23 protein-coding genes are annotated in these 26,855 nt (G+C 43.2%); 8 read left to right on the top strand and 15 right to left on the bottom strand.

Features of this window, described 5'->3' with window-relative positions; genetic code table 11:
* Nucleotides 1–2 precede the first annotated feature (2 nt).
* The 8 genes from AC57BQ_RS05450 to AC57BQ_RS05415 all read right to left on the bottom strand — a co-directional run bounded on the left by AC57BQ_RS05450 (nt 3) and on the right by AC57BQ_RS05415 (nt 10,776).
* Entirely contained in the window at nt 3–1,310 is a 1,308-nt protein-coding gene (locus tag AC57BQ_RS05450; protein ID WP_496405302.1) for an MFS transporter, read from the bottom strand.
* 116 nt (nt 1,311–1,426) lie between these two features.
* Nucleotides 1,427–2,092, bottom strand: coding sequence for a beta/alpha barrel domain-containing protein (locus AC57BQ_RS05445; RefSeq protein WP_496405301.1), 666 nt, complete (start codon nt 2,090–2,092; stop codon nt 1,427–1,429).
* Complete coding sequence (locus AC57BQ_RS05440; RefSeq protein WP_496405300.1) at nt 2,089–3,129, bottom strand: PfkB family carbohydrate kinase; 1,041 nt, start codon at nt 3,127–3,129, stop codon at nt 2,089–2,091. Before AC57BQ_RS05440 ends, AC57BQ_RS05445 begins: the two co-directional genes overlap by 4 nt.
* Entirely contained in the window at nt 3,129–4,538 is a 1,410-nt protein-coding gene (gene uxaC / locus AC57BQ_RS05435; protein WP_496405299.1) for a glucuronate isomerase, read from the bottom strand. The genes AC57BQ_RS05440 and uxaC overlap by 1 nt, the downstream gene beginning before the upstream one ends.
* Nucleotides 4,539–4,677: 139 nt before the next feature.
* The gene (gene uxuA, locus AC57BQ_RS05430; RefSeq protein WP_496405298.1) at nt 4,678–5,877 is read right to left on the bottom strand and encodes a mannonate dehydratase; all 1,200 of its coding nucleotides are present in this window, start codon (nt 5,875–5,877) and stop codon (nt 4,678–4,680) included.
* Between the two features lie 244 nt (nt 5,878–6,121).
* Nucleotides 6,122–7,822 carry a sodium/sugar symporter gene (locus AC57BQ_RS05425; protein WP_496409458.1) on the bottom strand — a complete coding sequence of 567 codons (1,701 nt, stop codon included), beginning with the start codon at nt 7,820–7,822 and terminating at the stop codon, nt 6,122–6,124.
* A gap of 52 nt (nt 7,823–7,874) precedes the next feature.
* Entirely contained in the window at nt 7,875–9,203 is a 1,329-nt protein-coding gene (gene xylA, locus AC57BQ_RS05420; RefSeq protein WP_496405297.1) for a xylose isomerase, read from the bottom strand.
* Between the two features lie 94 nt (nt 9,204–9,297).
* Complete coding sequence (locus AC57BQ_RS05415; protein WP_496405296.1) at nt 9,298–10,776, bottom strand: xylulokinase; 1,479 nt, start codon at nt 10,774–10,776, stop codon at nt 9,298–9,300.
* Between the two features lie 130 nt (nt 10,777–10,906).
* Here AC57BQ_RS05415 and AC57BQ_RS05410 point away from each other — a divergent pair, with 130 nt between their 5' ends.
* From AC57BQ_RS05410 to AC57BQ_RS05395, 4 genes are all read left to right on the top strand, one after another.
* Complete coding sequence (locus AC57BQ_RS05410; RefSeq protein WP_496405295.1) at nt 10,907–11,938, top strand: LacI family DNA-binding transcriptional regulator; 1,032 nt, start codon at nt 10,907–10,909, stop codon at nt 11,936–11,938.
* Nucleotides 11,939–11,983: 45 nt separating this feature from the next.
* Entirely contained in the window at nt 11,984–12,469 is a 486-nt protein-coding gene (locus AC57BQ_RS05405) for a CYTH domain-containing protein (RefSeq protein WP_496405294.1), read from the top strand.
* Between the two features lie 144 nt (nt 12,470–12,613).
* The gene (locus AC57BQ_RS05400) at nt 12,614–13,921 is read left to right on the top strand and encodes a cytochrome ubiquinol oxidase subunit I (protein WP_496405293.1); all 1,308 of its coding nucleotides are present in this window, start codon (nt 12,614–12,616) and stop codon (nt 13,919–13,921) included.
* A gap of 12 nt (nt 13,922–13,933) precedes the next feature.
* Nucleotides 13,934–14,962: a cytochrome d ubiquinol oxidase subunit II gene (locus AC57BQ_RS05395; RefSeq protein ID WP_496405292.1), complete on the top strand. Its 1,029-nt coding sequence runs from the start codon at nt 13,934–13,936 to the stop codon at nt 14,960–14,962.
* A 116-nt stretch (nt 14,963–15,078) separates the two neighbouring features.
* Here the strand turns inward: AC57BQ_RS05395 and AC57BQ_RS05390 are convergent, their stop codons facing one another.
* Nucleotides 15,079–16,737, bottom strand: a complete 1,659-nt coding sequence (locus AC57BQ_RS05390) for an alpha-L-rhamnosidase-related protein (protein WP_496405291.1) — start codon at nt 16,735–16,737, stop codon at nt 15,079–15,081.
* 172 nt (nt 16,738–16,909) lie between these two features.
* On the opposite strand from AC57BQ_RS05390, the gene AC57BQ_RS05385 reads away from it, so the two are divergent.
* Nucleotides 16,910–17,938 (top strand): GntR family transcriptional regulator, encoded by a 1,029-nt coding sequence (locus AC57BQ_RS05385; RefSeq protein ID WP_496405290.1) that lies wholly within the window; start codon nt 16,910–16,912, stop codon nt 17,936–17,938.
* Between the two features lie 116 nt (nt 17,939–18,054).
* On the opposite strand, the gene AC57BQ_RS05380 is transcribed toward AC57BQ_RS05385, so the two are convergent.
* From AC57BQ_RS05380 to AC57BQ_RS05360, 5 genes are all read right to left on the bottom strand, one after another.
* Nucleotides 18,055–19,422, bottom strand: coding sequence for a 3-keto-disaccharide hydrolase (locus tag AC57BQ_RS05380; protein WP_496405289.1), 1,368 nt, complete (start codon nt 19,420–19,422; stop codon nt 18,055–18,057).
* Nucleotides 19,423–19,496: 74 nt separating this feature from the next.
* Nucleotides 19,497–20,825, bottom strand: coding sequence for a Gfo/Idh/MocA family protein (locus AC57BQ_RS05375; protein WP_496405288.1), 1,329 nt, complete (start codon nt 20,823–20,825; stop codon nt 19,497–19,499).
* A 225-nt stretch (nt 20,826–21,050) separates the two neighbouring features.
* A complete protein-coding gene (locus tag AC57BQ_RS05370) occupies nt 21,051–21,869 on the bottom strand; it encodes a peptidoglycan-binding protein (RefSeq protein WP_496405287.1) in 819 nt (272 codons plus the stop codon).
* Nucleotides 21,870–22,073: 204 nt separating this feature from the next.
* Entirely contained in the window at nt 22,074–22,421 is a 348-nt protein-coding gene (locus AC57BQ_RS05365; RefSeq protein ID WP_496405286.1) for an MmcQ/YjbR family DNA-binding protein, read from the bottom strand.
* A gap of 118 nt (nt 22,422–22,539) precedes the next feature.
* Complete coding sequence (locus AC57BQ_RS05360) at nt 22,540–23,571, bottom strand: aldo/keto reductase (RefSeq protein WP_496405285.1); 1,032 nt, start codon at nt 23,569–23,571, stop codon at nt 22,540–22,542.
* Between the two features lie 323 nt (nt 23,572–23,894).
* Here AC57BQ_RS05360 and AC57BQ_RS05355 point away from each other — a divergent pair, with 323 nt between their 5' ends.
* The 3 genes from AC57BQ_RS05355 to AC57BQ_RS05345 all read left to right on the top strand — a co-directional run bounded on the left by AC57BQ_RS05355 (nt 23,895) and on the right by AC57BQ_RS05345 (nt 26,541).
* Nucleotides 23,895–24,119 (top strand): CDGSH iron-sulfur domain-containing protein, encoded by a 225-nt coding sequence (locus AC57BQ_RS05355; RefSeq protein WP_496405284.1) that lies wholly within the window; start codon nt 23,895–23,897, stop codon nt 24,117–24,119.
* Between the two features lie 88 nt (nt 24,120–24,207).
* Nucleotides 24,208–25,002: a tRNA pseudouridine synthase A gene (locus AC57BQ_RS05350; RefSeq protein WP_496405283.1), complete on the top strand. Its 795-nt coding sequence runs from the start codon at nt 24,208–24,210 to the stop codon at nt 25,000–25,002.
* Between the two features lie 228 nt (nt 25,003–25,230).
* A complete protein-coding gene (locus AC57BQ_RS05345; protein WP_496405282.1) occupies nt 25,231–26,541 on the top strand; it encodes a DEAD/DEAH box helicase in 1,311 nt (436 codons plus the stop codon).
* A 1-nt stretch (nt 26,542) separates the two neighbouring features.
* On the opposite strand, the gene AC57BQ_RS05340 is transcribed toward AC57BQ_RS05345, so the two are convergent.
* Nucleotides 26,543–26,854, bottom strand: coding sequence for a VF530 family protein (locus AC57BQ_RS05340; protein ID WP_496405281.1), 312 nt, complete (start codon nt 26,852–26,854; stop codon nt 26,543–26,545).
* Between the last annotated feature and the right edge of the window lies 1 nt (nt 26,855).

Genomic DNA, 26,855 nt, shown 5'->3' with positions numbered 1-26,855 from the left:
TTCTATAAATTAATAGGTTTCATTTTTGGAACAAGCAGGTGCATAATTAGCCAGGCTAATATATAAGCGCTGCCACAAACCACAAACATGATGTAATAAGCTGTTTCTATTTGGTGGATTGCCCTAAAGTGTACAAAAAGGTTTTTTTGTACCAGTAATGATAAAAACACACCGCCAATTGATCCAAACATGCCACCAATACCAGTTACGGAGCCAACCGATCTTTTAGGGAACATATCAGAAACCGTAGTAAATATATTGGCGCTCCAGGCCTGGTGGGCTGATGCCGCTATGCCTATCACAATTACAGCAAGCCACATGTTGATACCACCTAATACCTGTGCAAACACAATAGGGATCACAAACAGTGCATAGATAAACATGGAGGTTTTACGGGCCCTGAACACCGGCCAATTGTTTTTAATTAACCGCATAGGTATCCAACCACCACCAATACTGCCAAATGTCGACATGGTGTAAACCAATGCCACAGGAATGGCTATAGCAGTGCCTTTTAAATGATACTGGCTCTCTAAAAAATCGGGCAACCAAAACAGGTAAAACCACCATATAGGATCGGTTAAAAACTTACCGATCACAAATGCCCAGGTTTGTTTAAAACTTAACAGTTTAGCCCAGGATATTTTTTTACCTTCTTCTACTTCCTCTTTCTGGCCCGTAACTTCCTGATCGCTATTGATGTAATCAAGCTCGGCCTGTGTTACGTGTTTGTGTTTGGAGGGTGTTTCATAAAACAAATACCACAGTACAAGCCATATAAAACCTATAGAGCCAGTAATGATAAATGCCCAGCGCCATCCCCATGCAGCAGCGATAAAGGGTACGGTTAAGGGAGCCACAATAGCGCCAATATTTGATCCGGAGTTAAATATCCCGGTAGCAAATGCTCGCTCCTTTTTTGGAAACCATTCTGCCACGGTTTTGATCGCTGCCGGAAAATTACCAGCCTCGCTGATACCTAAAGCCGAGCGCACTACGCCAAAGCCAAATGTACTGCCCACAAAAGCGTGGCAAACCGCCGAGATGCTCCACAAAAGCGTTGATAAGAAATAGCCTAACTTGGTGCCTATCTTGTCAATTATGCCTCCGGCTGCAAGTAAGCCCAGGGAGTAAGCTATTTTAAATGCTATTTCGATATTGGCGTAATCCCCATCGTTCCACTTAAACTCGGTGGTCAGATTGGATTTTAAAAGACTGATCACTGCCCTGTCCAGGTAATTCACCGTAGTGGCAAAAAACACCAGCGAGCATATTATCCATCTGTAATTCCCAACTTTAGTTTCTTTCATTATAATTGGTTTTAATTGGTTGTAATTATTGGTATCAAGTAGCGAGTATCAAGTATCACGACTTTTGTCCTTTTATTTAAAATAGGTGATAAAGATGAAATGTATCTTGATACTGACTATTTGATACTAAAACTTGATGCTATTTCCATCAATTTAACGGTATCTGTATAAAGCTGCTCATATAAACGGTTATCCAGTACTTTTTTGCTGATGAGTTTACTTCCCATGCCCACCGCGCAAACCCCGGCCTTAAACCAGGTACTGATGCTGTCAATACTCAATTCAACCCCACCTGTTGGCATGAATAGTTGACCCGCAAACAGATCTTTTATAGACGACATAAACTCCGGCCCCAGTATGTTAGCCGGGAATAATTTGATCAAGGCCGCGCCATGTTGTTGCGCGGTATTAATTTCGGTCGGCGTCATACAACCGGGGATCCATAACAGATCATGTTGTTTGGCAATAGCCCCTACTTCGGGGTTGATAACCGGCGCCACTATAAAGTCGGCCCCGGCGGCTATAAAGGCGTTTGCTTCAGCAGCTGTTTTTATGGTACCGATACCTAAGTGCAGATCAGGCATTTCTTCCTGCTGCGCTTTTTTTAATACAATAAAATTGGCCAGTGCGGCTGCACCGCGGTTAGTATATTCAAATACGCGGATACCTCCTTTGTATAAGGTCCGGGTTATCTCCAGGCTTACTGCCGCGTCTTCATAAAAGAAAAGTGGTAACGATCCCTGGGTTAATATGGCTTTCAGTACAATGTCTTTTTTGCTCATAGTTTGATAGCATTTGTTATTTGTTGAACCGTTTTATTGGTTGCATCACCTTCGATAAATAATTTCTGATAAGCGGCAGAAGTGGCAAACTCCAGCGTTTCCAATGGATCAAGGTTGCTGTAAAAACCATAGATGAGACCGGCCATGAAACAATCGCCGCTGCCTACTTTATCCACTACCTTATCGGTATCGTATTGTTTTGAACTGTGCAGTTTATCACCATCATACAAAGCGGTATAGTAGTTAATCCCTTCACCGGCATCAAAACGGAAAGTGTTGGCAACAGCCTTGCATTTTGGGAATTGTGCCATGATGGCTTGTGATGAATTTTGAGCTTCTTTGAGATAAATGCTTTTTTGTCCAGATTCGGTTACATTGGGTTCAACGGGTATGCTCAGCATCCGTTCGGCAGCCCATATATTGCCCATGATCAGGTCGGCATATTTTACCAATTGCGGCATTACATCAATAGGTTGTTTGCCGTATTGCCAAAGCCGGGCACGATAATTCAGGTCGACTGAGATAGTGATATTCCGGGCAGATGCGACTTCCAAAACCTCGGCACAAACATCGGCTACATTTTGGGTTATTGCCGGACAAATAGCGCTAAAGTGAAACCAGCTTACACCGTTCAACACTTTATCCCAATCCACCTGCCCGGGTTGTAAAGCGGCAAAAGCCGAATTAGCACGGTCATAGATCAGCGCGTTGTTCTTGATATCCTTACCCCGGGTTAAATAATACAAGCCTATCCTCTCGCCGCCCATATAAACCGGCTTGGTATCAACTTTTTTATCCTGCAGATAATCCAGTATCTGGGTAGATAGCGCATTCTCTGGTAAAGCTGTAAAATAAGATGATGGCAATCCCCATAAAGCTAAAGCGGTAGCCACATTCAATTCGGCGCCACCTACAAAGAAGGGTAACTGGTTTTCATGCAACCACTCACCACCGGCATCGGGACATATCCTCAGTAGTAATTCGCCAAACGAAAGTATACTGCCTTTAGATGATCCGTTTTCAAAAGAATTACTCATTATTGCTTATCGAAATTAAAGTAATTTTTAGCGTTATAATAGCAGATGTCCTGCACGATCTTGCCTGTCCATTCGAGATCATTTGGCAATTCACCATTCTCGATATCCTCGGCAAATAAGTTACAAACCAATCTGCGGAAGTACTCATGTCTCGGGAAGGATAAAAAGCTGCGCGAATCGGTAAGCATACCTACCATACGGCTTACCAATCCAATGTTCGACAAAGCGTTTAACTGTTTGGTCATCCCGTCTTTTTGATCCAGGAACCACCATGCCGAACCAAACTGTACCTTACCGGCAACAGAACCATCGTTAAAATTACCCGTCATGGCGGCAAATAACTCATTGTCGGCCGGATTTAGGTTATACAGTATAGTTTTGGTCAAGCGATTATCCAAATCAAGCTTGTTTAAAAATTTTGATAAGGTAACACCCTGTTTAAAATCGCCAATAGAATCCCAGCCAGTATCCGGACCGGAATTGGTTAAGCCGCGTGTATTGTTGTTACGTAACGCACCCAAATGATATTGCTGTACCCAGCCTTTTTCATGATCCCAGATCGAAAATTGAAACAGCATAGCCGATTTGAACTTGGATATTTCCAGCGGCAGTAAAACCTGCTTGTTCCTGAGCTTTAAAAAGATGTCAGCTATTTCCTTATCGGTATAATCATCCGCATAGATCTGCTCCAGGCCGTGATCTGACAATGTACAACCGTTGGCAGCGAAATAATCGTGACGGTTCTTTAGAGCCTTTAAATACTCGTCGATATTGGAAACGGAAATATTGGTAACCGCTTCCAGCTGATCGATATAGCTATTAAGAGTGTTCAGGTCGTCTGCATTCATAGCCTTATCAGGCCTGAATGCTGGCAGTACTTTTATCTCATAACCATCTGCCTTGATCTGTTGATGAAAAGCCAGGTTATCCAATGGATCGTCGGTGGTACAAACTACCTCTACATTTTTACCTTTCAGTATATTACGTACACTAAACTCAGGTGTTTTGAGTTGGGCATTACAATCCTCATATATCTTTTGAGCAGTAGCCGGCGAAAGCAGTTCATGAATACCGAAATAACGCTGCAGCTCCAGGTGTGTCCAGTGATATAATGGGTTGCGCAAGGTATACGGCACCGTTTCGGCCCATTTGGTAAACTTTTCCTGATCGGTTTTATTACCGGTTATATAAGCTTCATTAACACCGTTGGCCCGCATAGCACGCCATTTATAATGATCGCCATAGAGCCAGGCATGCGTCAGGTTATTAAAACTGATATCCTGGGCTATCTGATCGGGCGGTAAATGACAGTGATAATCAATTATAGGCAGTTTGCTGGCATATTCATGGTACAGGCGCTGCGCTGTTTTGGTATTTAGTAAAAAATCCTGATCTAAAAAACTCTTCATTATTAGCTAAGCAGGTAAACTGCTTTTTTAAGTTTATAAATTATGCCTATTTAGCCTCACCTAAATCCTCTCCAAAGGAGAGGACTTTACCAGCATATTTTTAGCTCCCTCTCCTTTGGAGAGGGCTGGGGCGAGGCTATTATGCTTTGTCAAATAATGAGCGTTTAACCCCCATTTCCAACCCTCTTAATTCGGCGAGGCCCTTTAGCCTGCCAATAGCCGAATACCCATGATAAGTTTTATACTTAAAATCATCCAGCAATTTATGACCGTGGTCGGGGCGCATCGGTATCGCTACATCGGCACGACCATTTTGCTGGCGTTTTTGTTGTTCTAAAACAATGTTTTTCATTACCGCATACATATCGGTGCTGCCGTTCAGGTGCTCGGCTTCATAAAAGCTGCCATCGTCTTCACGCTGTACATTACGTAAATGCAGGAAATGGATGTGCTCTCCTAATCTTTCTACTATCCCAGGCAGGTCGTTATCTGGTCTTGCTCCTAATGAGCCTGTGCAAAAAGTAAGTCCATTGCTTGGTGATGGGCTAAAATTAACCACATCGGCCAGGTCCTGCTCTGTTGATACCACGCGTGGCAGTCCCAATATCGGGAAGGGAGGATCGTCAGGGTGAATGCACATTTTTACGCCTGCAGCTTCGGCACCAGGAATGATACCTTTCAGGAAATAACCTAAATTATTTTTCAATGCTGCGGCATCAGTATCGGCATAGCGTTTTAAATGCTCTTTAAACTCCGGGATGGTCAGTACTTTATTGGTACCAGGTAAACCGGCCATCAGATTATCGATCAGCTGTGCCTTTTCTTCGGCGCTGATGCTGTCTAAATATTTTCTTGCGGCTTGTTGCTGTTCAGCAGTAAAATCATTTTCGGCTCCTTCACGTTCCAGGATATACAGGTCAAAAGCAGCCAGCGCATTGGCATCATATCTTAACGCGGTTCCTTTGTTGGGCAACAGGAAATCCAGATCGGTACGTGTCCAGTCAAGCACGGGCATAAAATTGTAACATACAATATTTATGCCTGCCAGCGATAAATTTTTAAGCGTACTTACATAGTTTTCGATGTATTTATCCCTGTCGGGCGAGGCGGTTTTGATACTCTCATGAATATTTACGCTCTCCACTACCGACCAGGTAAGCCCGGCATCTTCAATGATCTTTTTGCGTTCGTTGATCTCCTCTAAACTCCACACTTCTCCGCTTGGGATGTGGTAAAGGGATGTAACAATGCCTGTGGCACCAGTTTGCCTGATGGCTGTTAATGTAACCGGATCGGTAGGCCCAAACCAGCGAAATGTTTGTTCTAAATTATTCACCATGGATTGATGGTATCGTATATAAAAGGTTTGTTGTGACCGGCAAATTACACATCATTTTGTACAAGTTGTAAGGTATAACGCAAACAAATCCACGCAAACGTTTTCGGATGCGGGTTATCAGGCAAGATACTATTTAACCTGTAACTAAATTATATAACGTTTTAGCTATTGATTAACCTATTTGAACAAAAAAGGCGGCAGATCATCAGATTCGCCGCCCTTTTTATATGTTGAAAAATAACTACTACCAGAAGATAGAGTATAGCGCAACTACAATACCTGTAACTATTAATGCACCGGCTGTAAATGCACGGGATGTTTTAAACATCGACGCGTCGATTTCCAGGCCATTGGTTTTAACACCGCGGGCGCCATCAATTTTAGAGATGATATACATACCAACAACGCAAATGATGAATACAAAACCCATACGGTCAAGGAATGGTATTTCATAAAGCTGGGTAACCTTATCATCCTGCAGTGCAAGTTTCGAGAAGCCATAAGGCGAAAGGAAACTCAGGTCGGCAAAACGTGGCAATAGCTTAAAGAAACATGACATGATAAATCCACCTACTGTCGCAAACATAGCGGCATTGGAAGTAGCTTTTTTCCAGAAGAAACCCAAGATGAACATGGCAAATATACCCGGCGATACGAAGCCGGTATACTCCTGGATGTATTGAAAGCCTTGTTTACCTTCGCCCATCAATGCTTTACCAATCAATTCTGATAACAATATACCTAATACCATGGCTACCACAACAGACCATTTACCCAAATTAACCAGTTTTTTATCATTGGCTTCCGGGTTAATAGCTTTTTTGTAGATATCCAGCGTAAATATAGTGGCAATACTATTTGCTTTACCTGCTAATGAAGCTACAATGGCAGCTGTTAAAGCAGCAAATGAAAGTCCTTTTAAGCCCGATGGCAATAAGTTTAACAAGGATGGATACGCTTTATTTGGATCCAATACACCTGATGAACTCATCATTTCTTGGTGGAACATTCCTTTTTGATACAACAAGTAAGCTGCTATACCCGGCAATACCACGATCACCGGCATCAGCAATTTGAGGAATGCCGCGAAAAGAATACCACCACGGGCGGTTTTCAAATTTGCGCCCAGTGCCCTTTGCGTGATGTACTGGTTACAACCCCAATAGTTGAGGTTAGTGATCCACATACCACCAATTAATACCGTTAAACCAGGTAAGTCCATATAATTCGGATTATCCTTCTTGAATATCATATGGAAGTGATCGCTGGCCTCGGAGTGGAGTATTTTAAACCCGTTTAATAAACCTGTTGTACCTTCTTTTTCGCTCAGCAGCGTTAATGCAAGGTAAGTGGCCATCAAACCGCCCAAAATAAGCACGGCTACCTGAATAACGTCGGTATAACCAATAACCTTCATCCCACCCAGGGTGATAACAATAGAGAATATGGCCAGCAACCAGATACATAAATGGATATTTAAGCCGGATATACCACTGATAGCCAAGGCACCCAGGTATAATATTGACATCAGGTTAACTACAATGTACAACAACAGCCAAAATATAGCCATCACCATAGCCACTGTACCGTTATACCGTTGATGCAGGAATTGCGGCATGGTGAATATCTTATTTTTAAGATATACCGGAATAAAAAATACCGCTACAATGATCAACGTAATTGCGGCCATCCACTCGTATGTTGATATGGCCAAACCCATCTTGAATGCAGATCCGCTGGTTCCGATAAACTGTTCGGCAGATATATTTGAAGCGATCAGTGATGCACCAATAGCCCACCAGGTTAGTGACCCTTCGGCCAAAAAGTAATCTTTTGAGGTGGCATCGGCGTTGTGTTTACGCTTATATACCCACCAGCCATAGCTGGCGACTAATACAAAGTAGATCAAAAATACAGCATAATCGCCATACGAGAGGGTTTTCAGGTTCATTGTTTTGGTTAAGTTGGTTTTAATATGTTAGATTGACAATTATAAACTATATATAGCGATTTATCAAATTTTCTAAATATTCTTGTTTACCGCTTATGGTTTTAGGTTCACCATTGGCGATAGCATAGTTACGCAAATCTTCTAAAGATAGCTTTCCTGTTTCAAAATCGTTACCTGAACCTGTATCAAATGAAGCATATCTTTCTTTGCGGATCTTTTTGTAATCTGATTTTTGCAAAATGCTATCGGCAGTTACCAAAGCCCGTGCAAAAATGTCCATGCCGCCAATGTGCGCGTAGAACAGATCGGCCGGATCGGTTGAGTTACGACGGATCTTAGCGTCAAAGTTTATACCGCCGCCCTGGAAACCACCTGCTTCCAGGATGATCAGCATACATTCGGTTACTTCAGTGATATCGTTCGGGAACTGGTCGGTATCCCATCCGTTCTGATTATCGCCACGGTTGGCATCTATCGAACCTAATAAACCGGAGTCGGCAGCTACCTGCAATTCATGCTGGAAAGTATGGCCTGCCAGTGTGGCGTGGTTAACCTCCAGGTTCAGTTTAAAATCGTTGATCAGGTCGTATTTCTGCAAAAAGCCTAATACGGTGGCCGCGTCATAATCATACTGGTGCTTGGTTGGCTCACAAGGTTTTGGCTCGATAAAGAAAGTTCCTTTAAAGCCTTGCTTACGGGCGTAATCCTTAGCCGTATGTAAAAAACGGGCGAAATGTTCCTGCTCACGTTTCATGTCGGTGTTCAACAGGCTCATATAGCCTTCACGACCACCCCAGAAAACGTAGTTCTCGCCACCCAAAGCAATAGTGGCGTCTATAGCGGCCTTAACCTGCGCGCCTGCGTGTGCCAATACATGAAAATCGGGATTGGTAGAAGCACCGTTCATATACCTTTTGTGGCTGAACAAGTTTGACGTACCCCAAAGCAGTTTCACACCGCTGGCGGCTTGTTTTTGTTTGGCATACTCTACCAAAGCCTGTAAACGCCTGTCGTTCTCATTTACATCATTGCCATAGTCAACCACATCTACATCGTGAAAGCAGTAGTATGGCAGGTTCATTTTGGTGATGAACTCAAAAGCTGCATCCATTTTATCTTTGGCACGTTCAACCGCGTCAGCTTTTGCATCCCATGGAAATACGTGAGTCGGGCCGCCAAAGGGATCGGCACCTGTACCGCAGAACGAATGCCAATACGCGCATGCAAAACGTAAGTGTTCTTTCATGGTTTTACCAGCCACTACCCTATCCGCATCATACCAACGGAACGCCAGCGGGTTATCTGATTGCGTTCCTTCATATTTGATCTGACCTATTTCTTTAAAAAACTGTTTTTCTCCGGTTACGATGCTCATATTTTTAATTGTTGAATTATTGAGTTTTGAATTAGTGATTTATCTTAATTATTGATTTACTGAATTAGTGATTTTTGTTTTTTAGCTTTTAGCTTTATGCCTTCAGCTTTAAGCTCAGAAGCTCCTTCCATTCCTGGTATATGGGTTCAAATTGCTGCGTTGAGGGTTCTATTAATTGAATGGCCTTGGCGTTGCTAAATGCCTCAGCTGGTGATTTAAATATACCCGCGCCGATACCAGCACCCAGGGCTGCACCTACGCTGCCATCGTTATCATAAAGTTCCACAGGTACGCCGGTGGCATTTACAAAGGTTTCGGTAAACAGTTCGCTTAGGAACAGGTTGCTTTTGCCGGCACGGATCACCCTTGGGTTCATACCGTTGCTGCGCATAATATCCAATCCGTAACGAAACGCGCTGGCAATGCCTTCCTGTACGGCACGGAAAATATGGGCTTGTGTATGCAGGTTCAGGTCGATATTTTGAATATGCGCCCCTACCTGTTTATTGTTCAGCATGCGTTCAGCGCCGTTGCCAAAAGGTAATATCTGTAGGCCATCGCTCCCCAAGGGAGCCTTTTTAGCCTCGTTATTCATTTGAGTGTAGGTTAAGCCTGCTCCAAAGTTGTATTTGGCCCAGCGATATAAGCTACCTGTACCGTTGATGCATAAAAGCACACCCAGGCGTTTTTGCTCTTCGGCATAGTTCACGTGGGCAAAAGTATTGATGCGCGATTGCTGATCGTAGGTCAGTTCGTCGCTTACACCGTATATCACACCAGAAGTACCAGCCGTAGCAGCTACCTCACCCGGATTAAGTACGTTTAAAGAAAGAGCGTTGTTGGGCTGATCGCCTGATTTATAAGTCACCGGGATGCCAGCTTTTAATTTTAGTTTCTCCGCTACAGCAGCCGATAAAGTTCCATGCGATGAGAATACCGGATTGATCACCGGGAAGATACTTTCATCAAAACCAAAATAGTTCAGGATCTCTTTGGAGATACCATTGGCTTTGAAATCAAAAAACACCCCTTCTGACAATGCCGATATTGAGGTGGTGATCTCCCCAGTAAGTTCCATAGCGATATAGTCACCAGGCAGCATGATCTTATCTATCTTGCTATATATTTCAGGCTCATTCTCCTTTACCCAGGCCAGTTTAGACGCCGTAAAGTTGCCGGGTGAGTTGAGTAGATGCGATAAACAATGCTCCTCACCTATAGCTGCAAAAGCTTTGTCACCAATTTCCACAGCGCGGCTATCACACCAAATGATGCTGTCGCGTAAAACATTTTGGTCTTTATCAACCAAAACCAGGCCATGCATCTGGTAGGCAATACCGATAGCAGCTATATCAGCAGGGTTATAAGCTTTTTTTGCATGGCAGCGCTCCAGGGCTTGTTGTGCCTGCTCCCACCACATCTGCGGCGATTGTTCGGCCCAGCCGGGATACAGTGCTTTAATAGGTGACTCTTCATCAGGATACTGCGCCGAAGCCAATATTTTTTGAGTGCCCGCGTCAACAACGCTTACTTTAACCGAAGACGTACCTATATCGATGCCTAATAGCAACATATTTTCAGATGGTTATGACGTGAATAATTAAGGTGTGTTTATTTTTTGGTAACTTAACGAGACGAAATTAAATAAATATTTAAAATTACAATCGATTGCGTAAAATATTTTTTCCAACTTGCACTTTGTAATGAAGAAAGTAAAACGTACCACCATTTATGATATTGCCGAAAAACTGGGCATTACCGCTTCTTCTGTTTCCAGGGCGCTGAATAACAGCAGCCAGGTGAACGAGAAAACCAAGGAGCTGATCATTAAAACCGCTGATGAGCTAAATTATAAACGTAACATACTGGCCTCCAACTTGCGCAAAGGGCAATCCAAAACTATTGGTGTGGTGATCCCCCGCATTAACCAGAACTTTTTCTCGAACGTGATCGCCGGTATTGAGGAGGTTACCTACCAGAAAGGTTATAACCTGATCATTTGCCAATCGGGCGAAGACCATAATAAAGAGATCCAGTGTGTAAATACCCTGATCAACCAGCATGTAGATTGTATTGTGATATCCGTATCGGCCGATAGCTATGATTACCAGCATCTGCAAAACGTATTGGATCATGGCATTCAGCTCATCCAGTTCGACCGTGTTGCTGAAGAACTGGAAACCCTGAAAGTGATCAATGATAACGTACAGGCTTCGTACGAGGCGGTTTCACACCTGATAGAAGGCGGTTATAAAAGAATAGCCCTGCTGGAAGGCCCTCAAAACCTCAGCATTTTTAAACAGCGCAAGGAAGGTTACTTAAAAGCGTTTAAAGCATACAATGTGCCGGTAATAGACGAGTTAATTGTAGAGAACGCCTGGACCAAAGAACTAGGCGCCGAAGGAACCCGCAAACTGCTAAGTCTCCCCCACCCTCCAGATGCCATATTTGCCTCTACATCTGATTTTTCGGCCCTGGGTGTACTGGATGTGGCCAATGCCATGGGTATCAAAGTACCATCAGAACTGGGGATCTGTGGTTATGCCAATGAAAGTTTTTCGGAGATCACCAGTCCATCCATTACCACTATCGATCAGTTTAGTGTTTATATGGGCAATACCGTGGCCAATTTATTTTTTCAGGAAATAGGCAATAATGACACCACGACCAAACCGAAGATCATCAGTATTAAGCCAGAGCTGATCATCAGGGGATCGACATTAAAAAACAAGTAAGGCTCCGTAATATAAAGATTGATAATTAGCAGTATTTGCAAGTTTATGCCTAAATATGCTTTAGTAGAACGAGAAAGAAAATTCCTTATATCTCCCGATAACATTAATATTAATGGCCTACCCTATAAACATATTACAGACCATTACATACGTAACACCGCTATAAGATTCCGTATGGTTACTGATGAGAAGGGGACAACCTATAAGTTAACCAAAAAGACGCCTCTAAATACAACAGGAGAACAACAGATCACGACCATTTATCTAAGCCGGGAAGAATATCTGCTGTTAAATAGCTTTGAGTGTATCGCTGTAGAAAAAACCAGGCATCTGGTAGCTGCAGGCCCCTTAGTTATTGGTTTAGACAGGTATACAAACCTATCCGAAGAATTATGGATAGCAGAAATCGAATTTGCTACACAAGTGGAGATGAATAATTTTCAGATGCCACTAACATATATAAGAGAAGTTACAACCAGTCCCGAATTTAATGGCTTTGAGCTTGCAAAGCGTTTCCAAAAAGATGATTAAACCCGCATATCTTTACTAATTTTTACCCACTAATACAACCAATTACACTTAAAAAGTATATTTTATATTTAATATCAATTAGTAAATCTTCGCTAATTTGTTACATTATAGCTTTAAATTCAGCCATTATTTAGTATTACATATATGGATGATTTTATTGCAGCAAGGTCGCAAATGGCCTTATCCTTAGGTTTTCATATCATATACTCCTGCATTGGTATGGTGATGCCGGTTTTTATGGCCATATCACACTACAAATGGATCAAAACCCATGATCCGGTTTACAAAAACATTACCATTGCCTGGAGTAAAGGCGTAGCTATCTTTTTTGCCACAGGAGCCGTATCTGGTACCATGTTATCCTTTGAACTGGGCCTGCTTTGGCCGGGCTTTATGAAACATGCCGGCCCTATCTTCGGGATGCCATTTTCCCTCGAGGGTGTGGCCTTTTTTATCGAGGCGATAGCACTGGGCTTTTTCCTATACGGTTGGAACCGGTTGAACACCTGGTTCCATTGGCTTACCGGCATTGTAGTGGGTATCAGCGGTATAGCATCTGGCATACTGGTGGTATCGGCCAATTCCTGGATGAATAGTCCATCGGGCTTTGATTTTGTGAATGGCAAATATCTCAATATCGATCCGCTGAAAGCTATGTTCAATGAAGCCTGGTTCTCCGAGGCGCTGCACATGACCATCGCTGCTTTCTCGGCCACGGGTTTTGCTGTTGCCGGTATTCACGCGCTCATGATCTATCGCAAGCGCAATGTGCATTTTCATAGTAAGGCATTTAAAATAGCCATTATATTCGGCGCGGCCGCCGCCATTTTGCAACCATTAAGCGGCGATATATCTGCCAAGGGTGCTGCCAAAAGACAACCCGCCAAGCTGGCCGCCATGGAGGCTTACTTTCATACGCAGGAATATGCCCCCCTGGTTATCGGTGGCATACCGGATACAGCTGCTAAAAAGGTAAATTATGGTATTGAAATACCCGGCTTATTGAGTTTCCTGGTGCATGATAATTTTAAACAGCAGGTTAATGGCTTGGATAAGATCCCAGTTAAAAACCAGCCACCTATTGCCGTTACGCATTATGCTTTCCAGATCATGGTTGGTTTTGGCATGCTGATGATGTTGATCGGCGTATTATATTTTATCGCCTTATGGAAAAAGAAGAGCTGGTTTGATAAAGGGTGGTTCCTGAAAATGTTTATCTGGGCCACCCCTGCCGGTTTTATTGCCTTAGAAGCCGGGTGGACAGTTACCGAGGTGGGCCGGCAGCCATGGATCATCCAGGGCGTTATGCGCACCAGTGAGGCGGTTACACCGATGCCTGGTATCCAGTACTCTTTTTACCTGTTCACCTTTATTTATTTTACGCTAAGTGTGTTTGTTATTTTCCTGCTGAAAAGACAGATACAAATGGTACCCGAATTGTATGATCGTTAAGCCCATAAAGATATGTTATACGTAGTTATTTTGTTTTTATTTGCTGCTATTACCCTATACTTTTTGTTAGGCGGGGCCGATTTTGGCGCGGGGATCATTGAACTTTTTACCTCCAATGATAATAAACACCGTACCCGCAAAACCAGCTATCAGGCTATCGGCCCCATTTGGGAAGCCAACCACATGTGGCTCATCATTACCGTGGTGATCCTGTTTGTAGGTTTCCCGACCATTTACAGCGAAATGTGCGTTTACCTGCACATCCCCCTGCTCATTATGCTGTTGGGTATCACAGCCCGGGGAACGGCCTTCGCTTTCCGTAATTATGATGCCATTAAAGACGAGAAAACGCAGGGATTTTATAACCATATATTTGTTTACTCCAGCTTTGTTACCCCCATGTTCCTGGGTATCATCGCTGGCAGCGCCTTATCCGGCCAGATAGATCCTACAGCCAAAACTTTTGTGGGGGCCTATATTTTCAGCTGGCTCAATTGGTTCTCGGTTTCGGTAGGACTTTTTACCGTGGCACTCTGTGGCTTCCTGGCTGCCATTTACCTCATCGGTGAATGTACCGAGGTATATGATATCAAACGCTTTATTAAGAAGGCTAAAGCCATGAACATAGCCGCCGTTGTATTGGGAGCGCTTGTGTTCCTGGCATCGCATTTTGAGCATGTTCATTTGGCCGACTGGATATTTGGCAACCTTTTGAGTTTAGCAGCTGTTATCGCGGCTACGCTGTCACTCGTATTATTATGGTTTATCATCTCCGATAAAAAGAACAAACAATGGATCAGGGTGCTGGCCGCTTTCCAGGTAAGTATGATCCTGATATCGGTTGGACATACCCGTTTCCCGCGTTTTGTGATCTTTAAAGATGGTAGCTCCATGTCGTTACTTACAGATCATGCCACAGGTAAATCCATCGACGACCTGGGCATAGGGCTGTTGGTGGGTAGTTTATTTATATTGCCGGCATTGGGGTATTTGTACTATAGTTTTAAGAAGAAAGATAACGGACAGGCAGCAGAGCACTAACCGCTGATTTTGACAATTACGCTGATTTCGTTGATACCGATCGAATTTTAATTATTATGTAAAATCAAGTTTTCAAAAAATCAACGAAATCAGCGCCATCATAATCCATCAACGGTCTATCGCTGAAATATCTCGGGGTATTTGCGGATAAAATAAACCGGGGTACAGCTCCAGGCATGGCAATAACTGTTTACCGGATAAAAGTTATAAGGCGATTTCAGCTCATCGTTCGGGTCATATACTTCCCAAAAAGTGTCGGCTCCTTTTTTGACCATGCCACCCCAGTAGTTTTGCAGGGCGTCTTTTGCCTCGGCCTTTAAACCACTCTCGATCAGGGCCGCTATGTAATAATGAAACATATATGGTGCACCGGGATGCACCGCGTCCTTAACAGCAGGCAGCGCTTTTAAAGCCGTTTGCGCTTCCTGCTTAGAAGCTACCCCGCTCAATATCATCCAGGCTTGCGAACCGTAGGAGATCTGTTTATTTGTCCCGCTTACAAACAAACCCGATTTTGGGTCATACAGATTCTTGTATGCCGCGGCTTTTAATTTTTTGGCTAATGATTGTATGTCATCTACTTCGCTCTCTTTCCCAAGCAGTTTGGCCAGAGCGTAGGTTTGGTTCAGGGCATAAATAGAGAGTCCTTGTAAACAGGCTTGTTTATCTAAACCATCCTTCCAGTCAAAAAACACCCACCACTCTTTACCGGCTTTTTGATAATCCATCATGCCATCCTTCCCTGCGTATTTACGGATGATGTCCAACTGTTTTTTGGCAACCGGCCACAGGTCGAGGCCTGTTTGTTTATCATCGGTAGCGGCTACATATTCTTTCAACGCCACACCATACAATAAACAATAGTCAAACAATCGACTACCGGCCTGTGCATGAGGTTCAGGACTTTCAAATACATTGGCGAGTAAAACACCATCATCGGCAGATAAACCAGCCAGCATGTAAAGACACCGCCGGGTAAGCTCGTTATTTTGAAACGAAAACTGATTGGCTAAGGATTCCAGGTACAGATCACCTATCCAAAGCCGGCGATCACGCTTGGGGCCATCCTCATACACGGTTTGCATACACTCTTTTAAAGTGGCGAGACCAACCCGGTCAATGTCAGCTATCAACTGAGGCGTAGTTGTGGCTAAAAGTGGTGGTTTAAAAGCTACAGACGAAGTTGCTTTAAACACCATATTGCTGATATGAAAATCAAAATATGGAGAAGCGCCCAATAATTCGATCTTTACAAAACGACATGCCAGACGACGGGGTATAGTAATATCGGCAGGCATTTCGGTTACCGTAACGGTTTCATCCTGCAGCCAGGCCCGGCTTAGGGTCCCTTTATATGGATCAAAGGGTATTGATAATTCTGCCGGTACCTCACCAAAGGTAAATTTTAATCGCACGGGCCCATCAGCGGTTCCTTTGAGGGCTTTTATCGAGAAAGTCAAATATCCGGTAAGATGTTCGCCAAAATCAACCACAACACCGCTTTGTGTTTTGAATGAAGTACTGTATAATTTGCCCACACTGTCGGTATTCACAGCTTTCCAGCCCTGGAAAGCCGCCGGGTCTTTTTCTAATCGAACCAGGCTTACCGGCTGCTTTTCGGTTTCAACGAGTTTAGGTTTGTTATCCTCGGCTTTTTTCAGCCAATCCTGCCGGTATGACTGGTAAGGATCCTGTGCATTTGCACCGCCGGCAAACACAATAATTAAAAAAAACGATAAAAGAAGAAACTTTGGGTTAAGTAAATTTAATACCATAGGGGAATAGTTTAATTAAGTTTTTAGGGCTCCGGTAATTGGTTGTGCCGGAGATGGTTAATTGGTTATAACAAGATAAATATATACATTTTTCAAACTATCCCCTACCATCTTTTTAATGAATAAAATACAATTGTGTAATATTACATTTGTGCTGTTCCAATTATAGCTTGTGAAGAATTATCTGAAAATATTATCGATAGATGAGTACTCTATCACGCCCAAATACCTGCAGTTATCCAACGCGATCATCCGGGGTATAGAAAGCGGTGATATTGTTAAAGATGATATGCTTCCCTCTATCAACGACCTGAGTTTTGCGCTGGATACCTCACGCAATACCATTGAGCGGGTTTATAAGGAATTAAAGGACAAAGGCATTGTAAGTTCGGTACCCGGCAAGGGCTTCTTTATATCCAACACCGATTTTCAGAAACCGCTTAAAATATTCCTGCTGTTTAATAAACTGAGCGCGCATAAAAAGATCATTTACGACGCCTTTGTTGCTACGATTGGTGAACAGGCCACTATCGATTTTTACATCTACAACAACGATTTCTACTTTTTTAAAAAACTCATTACCGAAAGCACTCAAAACGATTATGCCAAGTATATCATTATCCCGCATTTCCTGGATAATGAAACCAAAGCACATGAGATCATCAATACCATACCTAAGGACAAATTGATCCTGCTGGACAACCTGGTACCGGGTGTGAACGGAAAATTCGCGGCGATATATGAAAACTTTGCCTCTGACGTGTACGAGGCCCTGAAAAAGCTATTGGATAAGCTGACTAATTATCATACCATCAAATTGATATTCCCGGGTAAAACCTACCATTCCAAAGAGATCATGAAGGGTTTCCTGAATTTTTGCCGGCAATATGCTTTTGAATATGCGGTGGTTGAGTCTTTATCTACGGAAGCTATCCAGCCGCAAACAGTTTATATCAGCCTGATGGAGGACGACCTGGTTGAACTGATCAAAAAGATCATTGCATCTGATTTGATGGTGGCCAAAGACGTAGGCGTTATATCTTATAATGAAACCGCTCTAAAGGAGATCATACTGGATGGCATTACCACCATCTCAACCGACTTTAAGCTGATGGGCAGCAAAGCCGCGGAATTTGCGTTGAGTAATTGTCATGAGCACTTTGCTGTGCCGTTTCACGTTACGATGAGGAGCTCGTTGTAATACCTTATTTTATATAAAAACGTCATTGCAAGCGATAGCGTGGCAATCCCCGATAAGCAAGTTCACTCTGTAAGTAGGGGATTGCTTCGTACCGCGCAATGACGCGTTTTATATTATTACTTCAAATTCTTAATCTTTATATTCCTGAAAAACGCCTCATTCCCATGATCCTGTAATAACAGGTGGCCTTCTTTCGCTTCACCAAAGTTTTTCCAGATGGTGTATTTGCTGATGGCTACCAGATCACGGAACTCTTTTGAGCCACGCTCGTACTCGAGCACTTTAACACCGTTCAGATAATGTTCCACATGGTTATTGGGATAAACCACAATCCTGCCGATGTTCCAGCTGCCTATCGGGTGCACAAAACGCTCCTGTTTGTTAGCCTTGATCAAATCATATAACGAGGCCAGGGTACGGTCGCCATCGCGGCCGAGCTTGGCATCCGGATGCAGTTTATCATCCAATACCTGGTACTCCAGCCCAATAGCCGAGCCTTTGGTCACTTCAGACAGGGTTACAAAATACTTCACCCCACTGTTGGCACCTGGCGTTAGCTTAAATTCAAAGGAAAGATCAAAAGCGCTATACTGCTCATTGGTCACAATATCACCACCTCCTGACTCCTCTTTCCCTGCCGATGGCAGTACATGCATGGTTCCTTCCTTATACTCCCATCCCATGGTTGGAAAAGTTTTTAAAGTAGCAGCACGCCAGCCGGTATTGGTTTTACCATCATACAGCAATTTCCAGCCGGCAGCTTTTTCGGCCGGGGTAATGCTGTTGGGTTGCAGATTTACTACATAAATATCCTTTGGAAAAGGTGTACGTTTTAAATTGATGGTTTGCAGTTTAAAATTCTTAAAATAAACCTTTTTACCGGCCTGCTCCTCTTTACTCACCGCGTGAACCTGTAAACCGATAAAACCTTTGCGGTCGATAGTGTCCACCACATCTGCAGTAGGAATGCCATTAATCCAGGTTTTCATTTCGTTACCAATACATTCAATTTTGATATGGTTGAACTCACCAACCTTAAAAGCGTCTTTTGCCTTAGCGTTCAGATCAAGTGGGTAAAGCCAGTCTCTCCTGCCTTCATCATAAATACCGCCTGTCCATTTACGATCAGACGGGTCAATTTCAAACTGGCGGCCATAAACCTTGCCTTTGCCTTCATGACCTGCGGGATCATAATGGCTACGGGTTTGTACACCGGAGTTGCTCAGCTTACTTTCAATTTTGGCATCCAGTTCCAATATAAAATCACCATACTCCTTTTCGGTAACTAAAAATGAATTGCCTGAATTTAAAACAGTGGTACCTACTATCTGGCCGTCTTCCACTTTATAATCGGCGGTACCGGCCAGGCGTTTCCAGCCTTTAAGGGTTTTACCATCAAATAAAGCGTTTTGGGCATGACTGGTAACTGGCATTAGGGTAGCCGCGGCAAACAGGGCCATGACCGGGTAGATGATTTTCTTCATGTGTAATGTTATATTGGTTTTTTATTTTGGATTTTTCAAATCCCGTAAATTCTCCGGGAAAAGTTTAACAAGGTTTATACATTTATTTCCCAACCCTTTTCATACTCCCGGCTCCATAGTTTGGTTGCTTCCGGATCATTTAAAATATGGCCGTTGGATGGATCAGTATGCAGTACCCTGTCAACCCGGTAAGATATATTACCCAGTTGAGGCAACAGCGTTGACCTGAACCCGGTTTCAATCGGGCAGTTTAAAGCCGTGTTACCGCGAATAGCCTCGATGAAATTTTTCATGTGTAAACCATCAAGCGCTTCGGTTGGGCTCACTTTATTGTTAGCATCAACTTTGGTATCGTCCTTAACATCCTTTACCAGTTTGTTCTCGCCATCGTAAACCTGGTAGCCATTGCCGCCTCCGTAAAACAAGGTTCCTTTGTCGCCATAAAATATCACTCCCCTGCCCAGTTTTTCGATCCCAAACCCGTTGCAGCTGCGGCTTTCCCACTCGGCTGCCGTATTGTTAGGGAAGTTGTAGAGGATATTCTGCGTATCAGGTGTTTGCCAGTCATCGTTAAAATGAAAACGGCCACCGGTCGATACTACCTTGTTCGGAAAATCGACACCGAGTCCCCAGCGGATCACATCAAGCTCATGGGTGCCATTATTCAGCGCTTCGCCGGTTCCCCAGTTCCAAAGCCAGTGCCAGTTATAATGGATCAGGTTATCGCGATAAGCCACTCGTGGCGCGGGGCCTTGCCAAAGGTCATAGTTCAGGTTTTCAGGTACAGGCACTTCCTTGCCATGCCCTATGCTTGCTCTGTGATTAGTATACCAGCCTTTGGCGTAATAAGCACGACCGATAACACCCTCATGTAATTCCTTAACCAGGGCCTGTACATTGGTAAATGACCTGCGTTGACTACCCATTTGTACCAAACGGTTGTATTTTTTGGATGCCGCAACCGCCATCTCTCCCTCATGCGGGTTATGGCTACAGGGTTTTTCTACATATACATGTTTACCAGCCTGGCAAGCCATAATGGTAGCAGGCGCATGCCAATGATCGGGCGCGGCGATAACAACCGCATCAATTTCCTTGATCTCGAGCATTTTACGGATATCGGTAATCCCCTTGGGCTTTTTACCTGTTATTTTGAATATCTCATTAATGGTTTTATCAACCACTTTGGAGTCTACATCACATATATATCCTATTTCAACATTGGGTATACGGGCAAAGCTTTGAGCCAGGTACAAGCCCCGGCTATTGGTTCCCATCATCCCTAATACCACCTTATCATTTGGCGACCCTTTAAAAATCCCGGCTTTTGATAGCTCGGGCGTAAGCAGGAAACAGGTGCTCGCTATTGAAGTTGTCTGGATGAACTTTCTACGGCTAATCATATCTAAAATCGGTTAATTGGTTTATACCCTACCACTTGTGTAAGCAAATATGGCAAATTACCTAAGTTTTAGAAAGCTTTAAAGAAAATGAACAACTTTTTTTCAAAATGAACTGTAACTTAACTGTGACTTAAATCAGCCTCTGAAACAATCATTTAAAGAAAAGACCAAAACAAAGGAGGCCCAATAGTTGGGCCTCCTTAAATTTACAGTTAAATATATTTTCTAAACTAAACCTTGTATCGAGAATACATCCAGCTTGGAACCTTGAAAATTACGAACGCGTTTATACACTCCATTCCCGTTACTGCTACCATCGTTATTGGTATTACCTTCAATAGTTTCAAACACATCGCCGTGAACAGCCGTGATAATCCCCGTATGTATCCAGTCGAAAGTAGTTTTTTGCAGCAGGAAGATATCACCCGGTTTTACTATCGACGGATTACTGCGTACCGTAGCATAACGACTCAGGATCCCTTTATGGATACCCGTGGTTCCAATGGTATCACAGCTATAAGATAAAGGCATCAGCGTACGAAAATCCTTACCCAGCTTACTGGCAGCCTGGTCTAAAATAGCTTGTACAAAGCCCATACACCAAAACCACGGCGTACCTTCTATGCCATCCATATAGCTGCGCACCCATGGGCCGCTGTTACTCTGTCCTTTAATAGTGAGTTCAAATGGGGCGTTATTGAGGTGCTGAAAGGCTGTGTTTACTACCAAAGTGCGCAGATCATTACCGGCTACATTACCGGTAAAAGCATTGAGCATAGGTCTTGATAATTCTGTAAAAAGCGCGGCATCAACAATACCAGTAAGCGGCAGTTTTTTCGCCTGCTGAAAAGCTTTCACCGCGGTTTGCGTTGCCGGGCCAAAATCACCATCGATACCCGTAGCAGTGCCCGCCGACGGGTTCACCATAGCATACAGGTTAAGCCAGCTTTGCACCTTCATCACATCCTTTACGGTGTTGGTGCTTCCGCCCCTTTGCTGAGTAGCGGTTATAACTATTTCTTTCAGGTATTGTTTTTTTACCATGACCGATTAGATTTAAAGTGATAAGGTTTAGGTTTGACCCCTGTTATTTTTAAAGCCCGTTGAACAGCTATTAAACATGAATCATTTATTGCATAAAATTAAACCTTATCATGTAATTTTCTACGGGTAATTATACCCTTTTGCATACGTATTTTTACGCATAAAGTTACTTATATGGCTTATGCAGATAGAAAACTATCACCACTATTGCTCTTCATACTCCCTGATCAGTTTTTGGGTAGCCCGGTTACGCCAGGCGGTGATCAGTAGTTCTTTCAGATTATCGGGCGATACGGTTTCGAGCCGCACCAGCATGTATTTGTAGTTTCGGTAATGATCTGTGATGAAAAAGGTATGCGAATCGGCGGCCATCCATTTCTCCCGTTCAAGCGTATGTAAAGCTACCAATTCGTCCTTCAGCTTCACATTGGCTATTATTTTTTTATTTACATAAAATGCAGGATCTTCAAAGTGCATTTTTTCGATTACTCCAGGCAGCGGTAACAAAGTAGCACGCAAAAACTGCATAAAGGTCAGCATGTCTGTAGCCATAATAATGAGTCAAGATGTTAGAGTCAAGAATCAAGAACATCATATCTACAAAAAAGCTGATATTTTTATCTTCAGCATTCTTTTTCTTGATTCCTGGTTCTTGACTCTTGGTTCTTAATTAATATTGTATTGGCAGCGGATTCAAAGTCGTGTTCTGACGCTGATGCCAGTACGGATATATCGGATCGACCTCGCTGGCTGCATCCAGCTTTTTAACCTGCTCTGTGGTTAGGTTCCAGCCAATGACGGCCAGGTTTTGTTTCAGTTGTTCTTCATTACGGGCACCAATTACTAAATTAACTACGGTTGGCCGCTGTAATAACCAGTTCAACGATACCTGCGCTACCGATTTCCCGGTTTCTTCGGCCACCTCGTCAAGGGCATCAACAATGTTATATAAACGTTCAAGGTTAGTTTCCGGGCCATGGCTACCACCTTGTGCTCTCCTGTTGTCTTGTGGAATAGGTTGTCCTCTGCGATATTTGCCGCTTAACTGGCCGGAAGCCAGCGGACTCCAAACTATGGTACCTACTTTTTGGTCGATACCCAGCGGCATCAATTCCCACTCAAACTCGCGATCAAGTAATGAGTAATAAGCCTGATGGCCAACATACCTGCTCCAGCCATAACGTTCTGATACCGACAAGGATTTCATCAAATGCCAGCCCGAAAAATTAGAAGCTGCTATATAACGGATCTTGCCACTGGTAACCAGGTCGTCCAGGGCGCGTAAAGTTTCTTCTACCGGTGTGGTGCCGTCGAAGCCGTGCATATGATAAACATCAATATGATCTGTATTTAAGCGGCGCAAACTGGCTTCGCATTGCTGTATCAGATGATAACGGGACGAGCCATAATCGTTAGCGCCATCGCCCATGGTAAAAGTAGCTTTTGACGAAATAAGTACCCGGTTGCGTAAACCTTCGAGCGCCTGGCCCAATATTTCTTCAGATAGTCCACGCGAGTAAACATTGGCCGTGTCAAAAAAGTTAACACCTGCATCCAGGCAAAGATGAATCAACTTTTTAGCCTCATCCACCTGCGTGTTTCCCCAGGCTTTAAAAAACTCGTTACCGCCGCCAAAGGTGGCCGTTCCAAAACTTAATACGGGCACTTTTAATCCCGATGCTCCTAATTGTCTGTATTCCATAATGGTATTTTTTTGATGTAACGCGGAGAAAGAGGCAAGAATTAAGAGTCAAGAATCAAGACAATTGAAAAAAGGATCAGCAATGCAATTATCCCGTTATCGCTTTTCCTATTGCCTCTTATTTCTTGACTCTTGATTCTAATATCTTGACTCTCTTTCCCACTGCTTAACAAAGCTAAAACTTATGTGTTTCGACATTAAATTTTACGCATCATCAATTTGTCATTTGTAGGTTATGATTTTCGCAATCCGGAACAACTCTAAATAACAAATAAGCCATTTACAGATAATGCCATGTGTTAACTTTGGCAAAAAATTAACACATGGAGAAAACCAGACTTACCATTAATAATAACGGCTCTGTAAAAGTTGACGGCGATTTTGAAATTGTTGACGCGCAAGGCAACGTATACGGTTTACAAGGCCGTACCGTATTATCAATTTGCCGTTGTGGCCTATCGGCCAACAAGCCATTTTGTGATGGCTCACACAAAAGTCATTTTGAACATGACGCTATAGCGTTTGATCTGCCGCCTAAAAAAGTTTAAAGCGGTATATAAAAATTTATAAAGCCTCCGGTATATAAAACCGGAGGCTTTTGTTTGATAGCTACTTTACCAGATTTTTTACAGATTTTTGAGCCACATATTGATACGTTATTTTTTCCATATAGGTTATCATGGTACACAGTACAGTGGCTGGCAGAAACACGCGGGTGTTATTAGTGTTCAACTGGTTTTAGAAACCGCTCTTGGCAAGCTGTTTAAATATCCTGTTGCTGTTGTTGGCTGCGGCCGCACCGATGCGCATGTACACGCGAGTCAGTTTTTTTTTCATGTTGATCTGGAAAAGGAATGGGATTTCGACCTGTTTTTCAGGCTCAATAAAATATTACCTGATGATATAGCATTATTCGATATTATCCCGATGCAAGGCCTGCCTCATGCCCGCTTTGATGCCGTACAACGCGCCTACGATTATTTTATCCATACCTATAAAGATCCGTTTTTAAGCGGCTTTAGTTCGTTGTATCCAGAAACAAACCTGGATATTGATGCCATGAAAAAGGCCACCGCACTGCTGCCATTGTATGATGATTACCGGGCATTTTGCAAAATGCCTGACAGGATCGACCATACCATTTGTAAGGTATCATCGGCCGGCTTGTTTGTTGATCAAAGCGGCGACAGGCTGCGGTTTCACATATCGGCCAACAGGTTTTTGAGTAAAATGATCCGGATCATCGTTGGCCGCTTGCTGGATATTGGTCGTGGAGACATGAGTGTTGATGAATTTGAACATTACCTGGCCAGCAAACAAACTCCACAGATCATTATACCCGCCCATCCACAGGGCTTATATCTTTCAAAGGTTACCTACCCCTATCTTGACCTGGCGCCACGGAGCACTTTTTCAGGTATGTTATTTTGATTATCCTGGCGTAAAGTCGACTCACCCGGTCTGCGCTTCGCTGGACCACCCTCTCTTCGCCTTCAGCCGAAAGAAGTCTTGAACATTCCCTTGTCCTTTATCTTTGCTCCTTTATCCTCCTAGCCTTGCTCTTCTATCCTTACTCTTTTACCTATAATTCATCTTTATAAAAATATGAGCAGTTAAATTGGTAATTTTGCCATCTTAAATAAATTAATAGAATTCCTGATGGTGTGGTTTGAAAAATTAAAGCTGAATAAGCAACTGGTTAGATCGGTAAATGAAGCAGGTTTTACAGACCCTAAGGAATTGCAATTAAAAACGCTTACCCGCATAGTTGGCGGTCAGGATATTATAGCCATAGGTCCCGAAGGTAGCGGCAAAACCACCACTTATGTTTTAGGTGTTTTAAACAGGTTCAATTACGCCCCCGAAGGTGTTCCGCGTGTATTGATCCTGGTGCCCGAAAAAGAACAGGTAATGGCGGTTATTGAACAATTTGAATTGCTCAATAAAAACAAATCGATCTCGATTGTTGGTTTATACGTTGCTCCAGGCATTGAAGCGCAGATGGATGCACTGGCTGACGGTGCTGATATTGTGGTGGCCACTCCCGACAGGGCAAGGGCTATTTACCTGAAACTGGCGCTTAACTTAAACAAAGTTGATCTGTTGGTAATTGATGATGCCGATCTGATGGTCAAAAAAGGTTTGCAGCTGCCGGTTGTAGAGTTGGCCAACAGCATAGGCAGAGGCCAGCACCTGGTATTTACCGAGGTAATGCACAGTAAGCTCGAAAAAATGCTGGCCCCTTTCATGAATCAGCCTGCCATTATTGAAATAGAAGAACTAGAGGAACAACCTTTACAAACACATCCGCAACTGCTGTATAATGTGCCAAACTTTGGCACTAAGCTCAATTTGCTCAATTTGTTCCTGTATGATGAGGAACTGTTCACCAAAACAGTGGTTTTTGTAAACACCAAAGTTACTGCCGACAAACTATATAAAAGCCTGCATAGCCGCTTGCGTGATGCCGTAGCTTTTTTAAACCCGCAGTTTTTTGATACCAACGGTTTTAAAAACATCGAAGATTTTAAAACTGCCGAAAACTCAAGGGTGTTAATTGTGATCAATGAAAATAACGACACCGTCGACTTAGCCGGTATCCCCTTCCTGATTCATTTTGATCTGCCCCTGGAAAAAGAAACATTTATTGAGCGAGTCTCCAACCACAACCCCACCAATGAGCAGGAAACCCTGGCTATTACCTTTGCCACCGATCTGGAGCTAAGCCAGGTTAAAAAGATAGAACAAGTCAGTGGTAAAAAAATACCTACAGCCACCCTGCCCGATGAACTGGTTATTGAAAAAGAGATAAAAGCAAAAAAAGAGGAAGCTGATAAAAAACCAGCCAAATCAAACCCCGATGCTCCTATAGCTGGCGCCGCCTTTCATGAAAAAAAGGCCGCTAATGCAAAAACCTACAATTATAGTTCTGGCCAAAAGGCCAAGATGAACAACAAACGTAAACACTAAGCTACTTTACACAGTAAGCCACGTACAGATCTTCTACCTTTTTGCGGGCCCAGGGGGTTTTACGTAAAAACTTAAGGCTTGATTGTATGCTGGGGTTATCATGAAAACAATTAATACGGATGCGTTTGTCTAATTCTTCCCAGCCAAACTGAGCCAAAAGTTCTTCTAGTATCACCTGTAATGTTTTCCCGTGCAGCGGATCCTTGCTTTGTTGTTGCATATGCAAAAGTACGGCTTGTTTAGGTATTAATATACGCAGTGTATTTACTTTTGCTAAACTGCCTATAGCGTGCGGCTTTTGCGTTACAACCAAT

Source organism: Mucilaginibacter sp. BGA-UO-ETr-C110 (genome assembly GCF_059567985.1).
This window is presented reverse-complemented; position numbering and strand designations above follow the sequence as displayed.

What these genes read in the sequence shown, in the direction of transcription:
- AC57BQ_RS05450 (WP_496405302.1), bottom strand. Translation starts at nt 1,310, where the DNA reads ATGAAAGAAACTAAAGTTGGGAATTACAGATGGATAATATGCTCGCTG.
- AC57BQ_RS05370 (WP_496405287.1), bottom strand. Translation starts at nt 21,869, where the DNA reads ATGGTAAAAAAACAATACCTGAAAGAAATAGTTATAACCGCTACTCAG.
- AC57BQ_RS05355 (WP_496405284.1), top strand. Translation starts at nt 23,895, where the DNA reads ATGGAGAAAACCAGACTTACCATTAATAATAACGGCTCTGTAAAAGTT.
- AC57BQ_RS05360 (WP_496405285.1), bottom strand. Translation starts at nt 23,571, where the DNA reads ATGGAATACAGACAATTAGGAGCATCGGGATTAAAAGTGCCCGTATTA.
- AC57BQ_RS05440 (WP_496405300.1), bottom strand. Translation starts at nt 3,129, where the DNA reads ATGAGTAATTCTTTTGAAAACGGATCATCTAAAGGCAGTATACTTTCG.
- xylA (WP_496405297.1), bottom strand. Translation starts at nt 9,203, where the DNA reads ATGAGCATCGTAACCGGAGAAAAACAGTTTTTTAAAGAAATAGGTCAG.
- AC57BQ_RS05400 (WP_496405293.1), top strand. Translation starts at nt 12,614, where the DNA reads ATGGATGATTTTATTGCAGCAAGGTCGCAAATGGCCTTATCCTTAGGT.
- AC57BQ_RS05395 (WP_496405292.1), top strand. Translation starts at nt 13,934, where the DNA reads ATGTTATACGTAGTTATTTTGTTTTTATTTGCTGCTATTACCCTATAC.
- AC57BQ_RS05365 (WP_496405286.1), bottom strand. Translation starts at nt 22,421, where the DNA reads ATGGCTACAGACATGCTGACCTTTATGCAGTTTTTGCGTGCTACTTTG.
- AC57BQ_RS05410 (WP_496405295.1), top strand. Translation starts at nt 10,907, where the DNA reads ATGAAGAAAGTAAAACGTACCACCATTTATGATATTGCCGAAAAACTG.
- AC57BQ_RS05345 (WP_496405282.1), top strand. Translation starts at nt 25,231, where the DNA reads ATGGTGTGGTTTGAAAAATTAAAGCTGAATAAGCAACTGGTTAGATCG.
- AC57BQ_RS05380 (WP_496405289.1), bottom strand. Translation starts at nt 19,422, where the DNA reads ATGAAGAAAATCATCTACCCGGTCATGGCCCTGTTTGCCGCGGCTACC.
- AC57BQ_RS05375 (WP_496405288.1), bottom strand. Translation starts at nt 20,825, where the DNA reads ATGATTAGCCGTAGAAAGTTCATCCAGACAACTTCAATAGCGAGCACC.
- AC57BQ_RS05405 (WP_496405294.1), top strand. Translation starts at nt 11,984, where the DNA reads ATGCCTAAATATGCTTTAGTAGAACGAGAAAGAAAATTCCTTATATCT.
- AC57BQ_RS05390 (WP_496405291.1), bottom strand. Translation starts at nt 16,737, where the DNA reads ATGGTATTAAATTTACTTAACCCAAAGTTTCTTCTTTTATCGTTTTTT.
- AC57BQ_RS05415 (WP_496405296.1), bottom strand. Translation starts at nt 10,776, where the DNA reads ATGTTGCTATTAGGCATCGATATAGGTACGTCTTCGGTTAAAGTAAGC.
- uxaC (WP_496405299.1), bottom strand. Translation starts at nt 4,538, where the DNA reads ATGAAGAGTTTTTTAGATCAGGATTTTTTACTAAATACCAAAACAGCG.
- uxuA (WP_496405298.1), bottom strand. Translation starts at nt 5,877, where the DNA reads ATGGTGAATAATTTAGAACAAACATTTCGCTGGTTTGGGCCTACCGAT.
- AC57BQ_RS05445 (WP_496405301.1), bottom strand. Translation starts at nt 2,092, where the DNA reads ATGAGCAAAAAAGACATTGTACTGAAAGCCATATTAACCCAGGGATCG.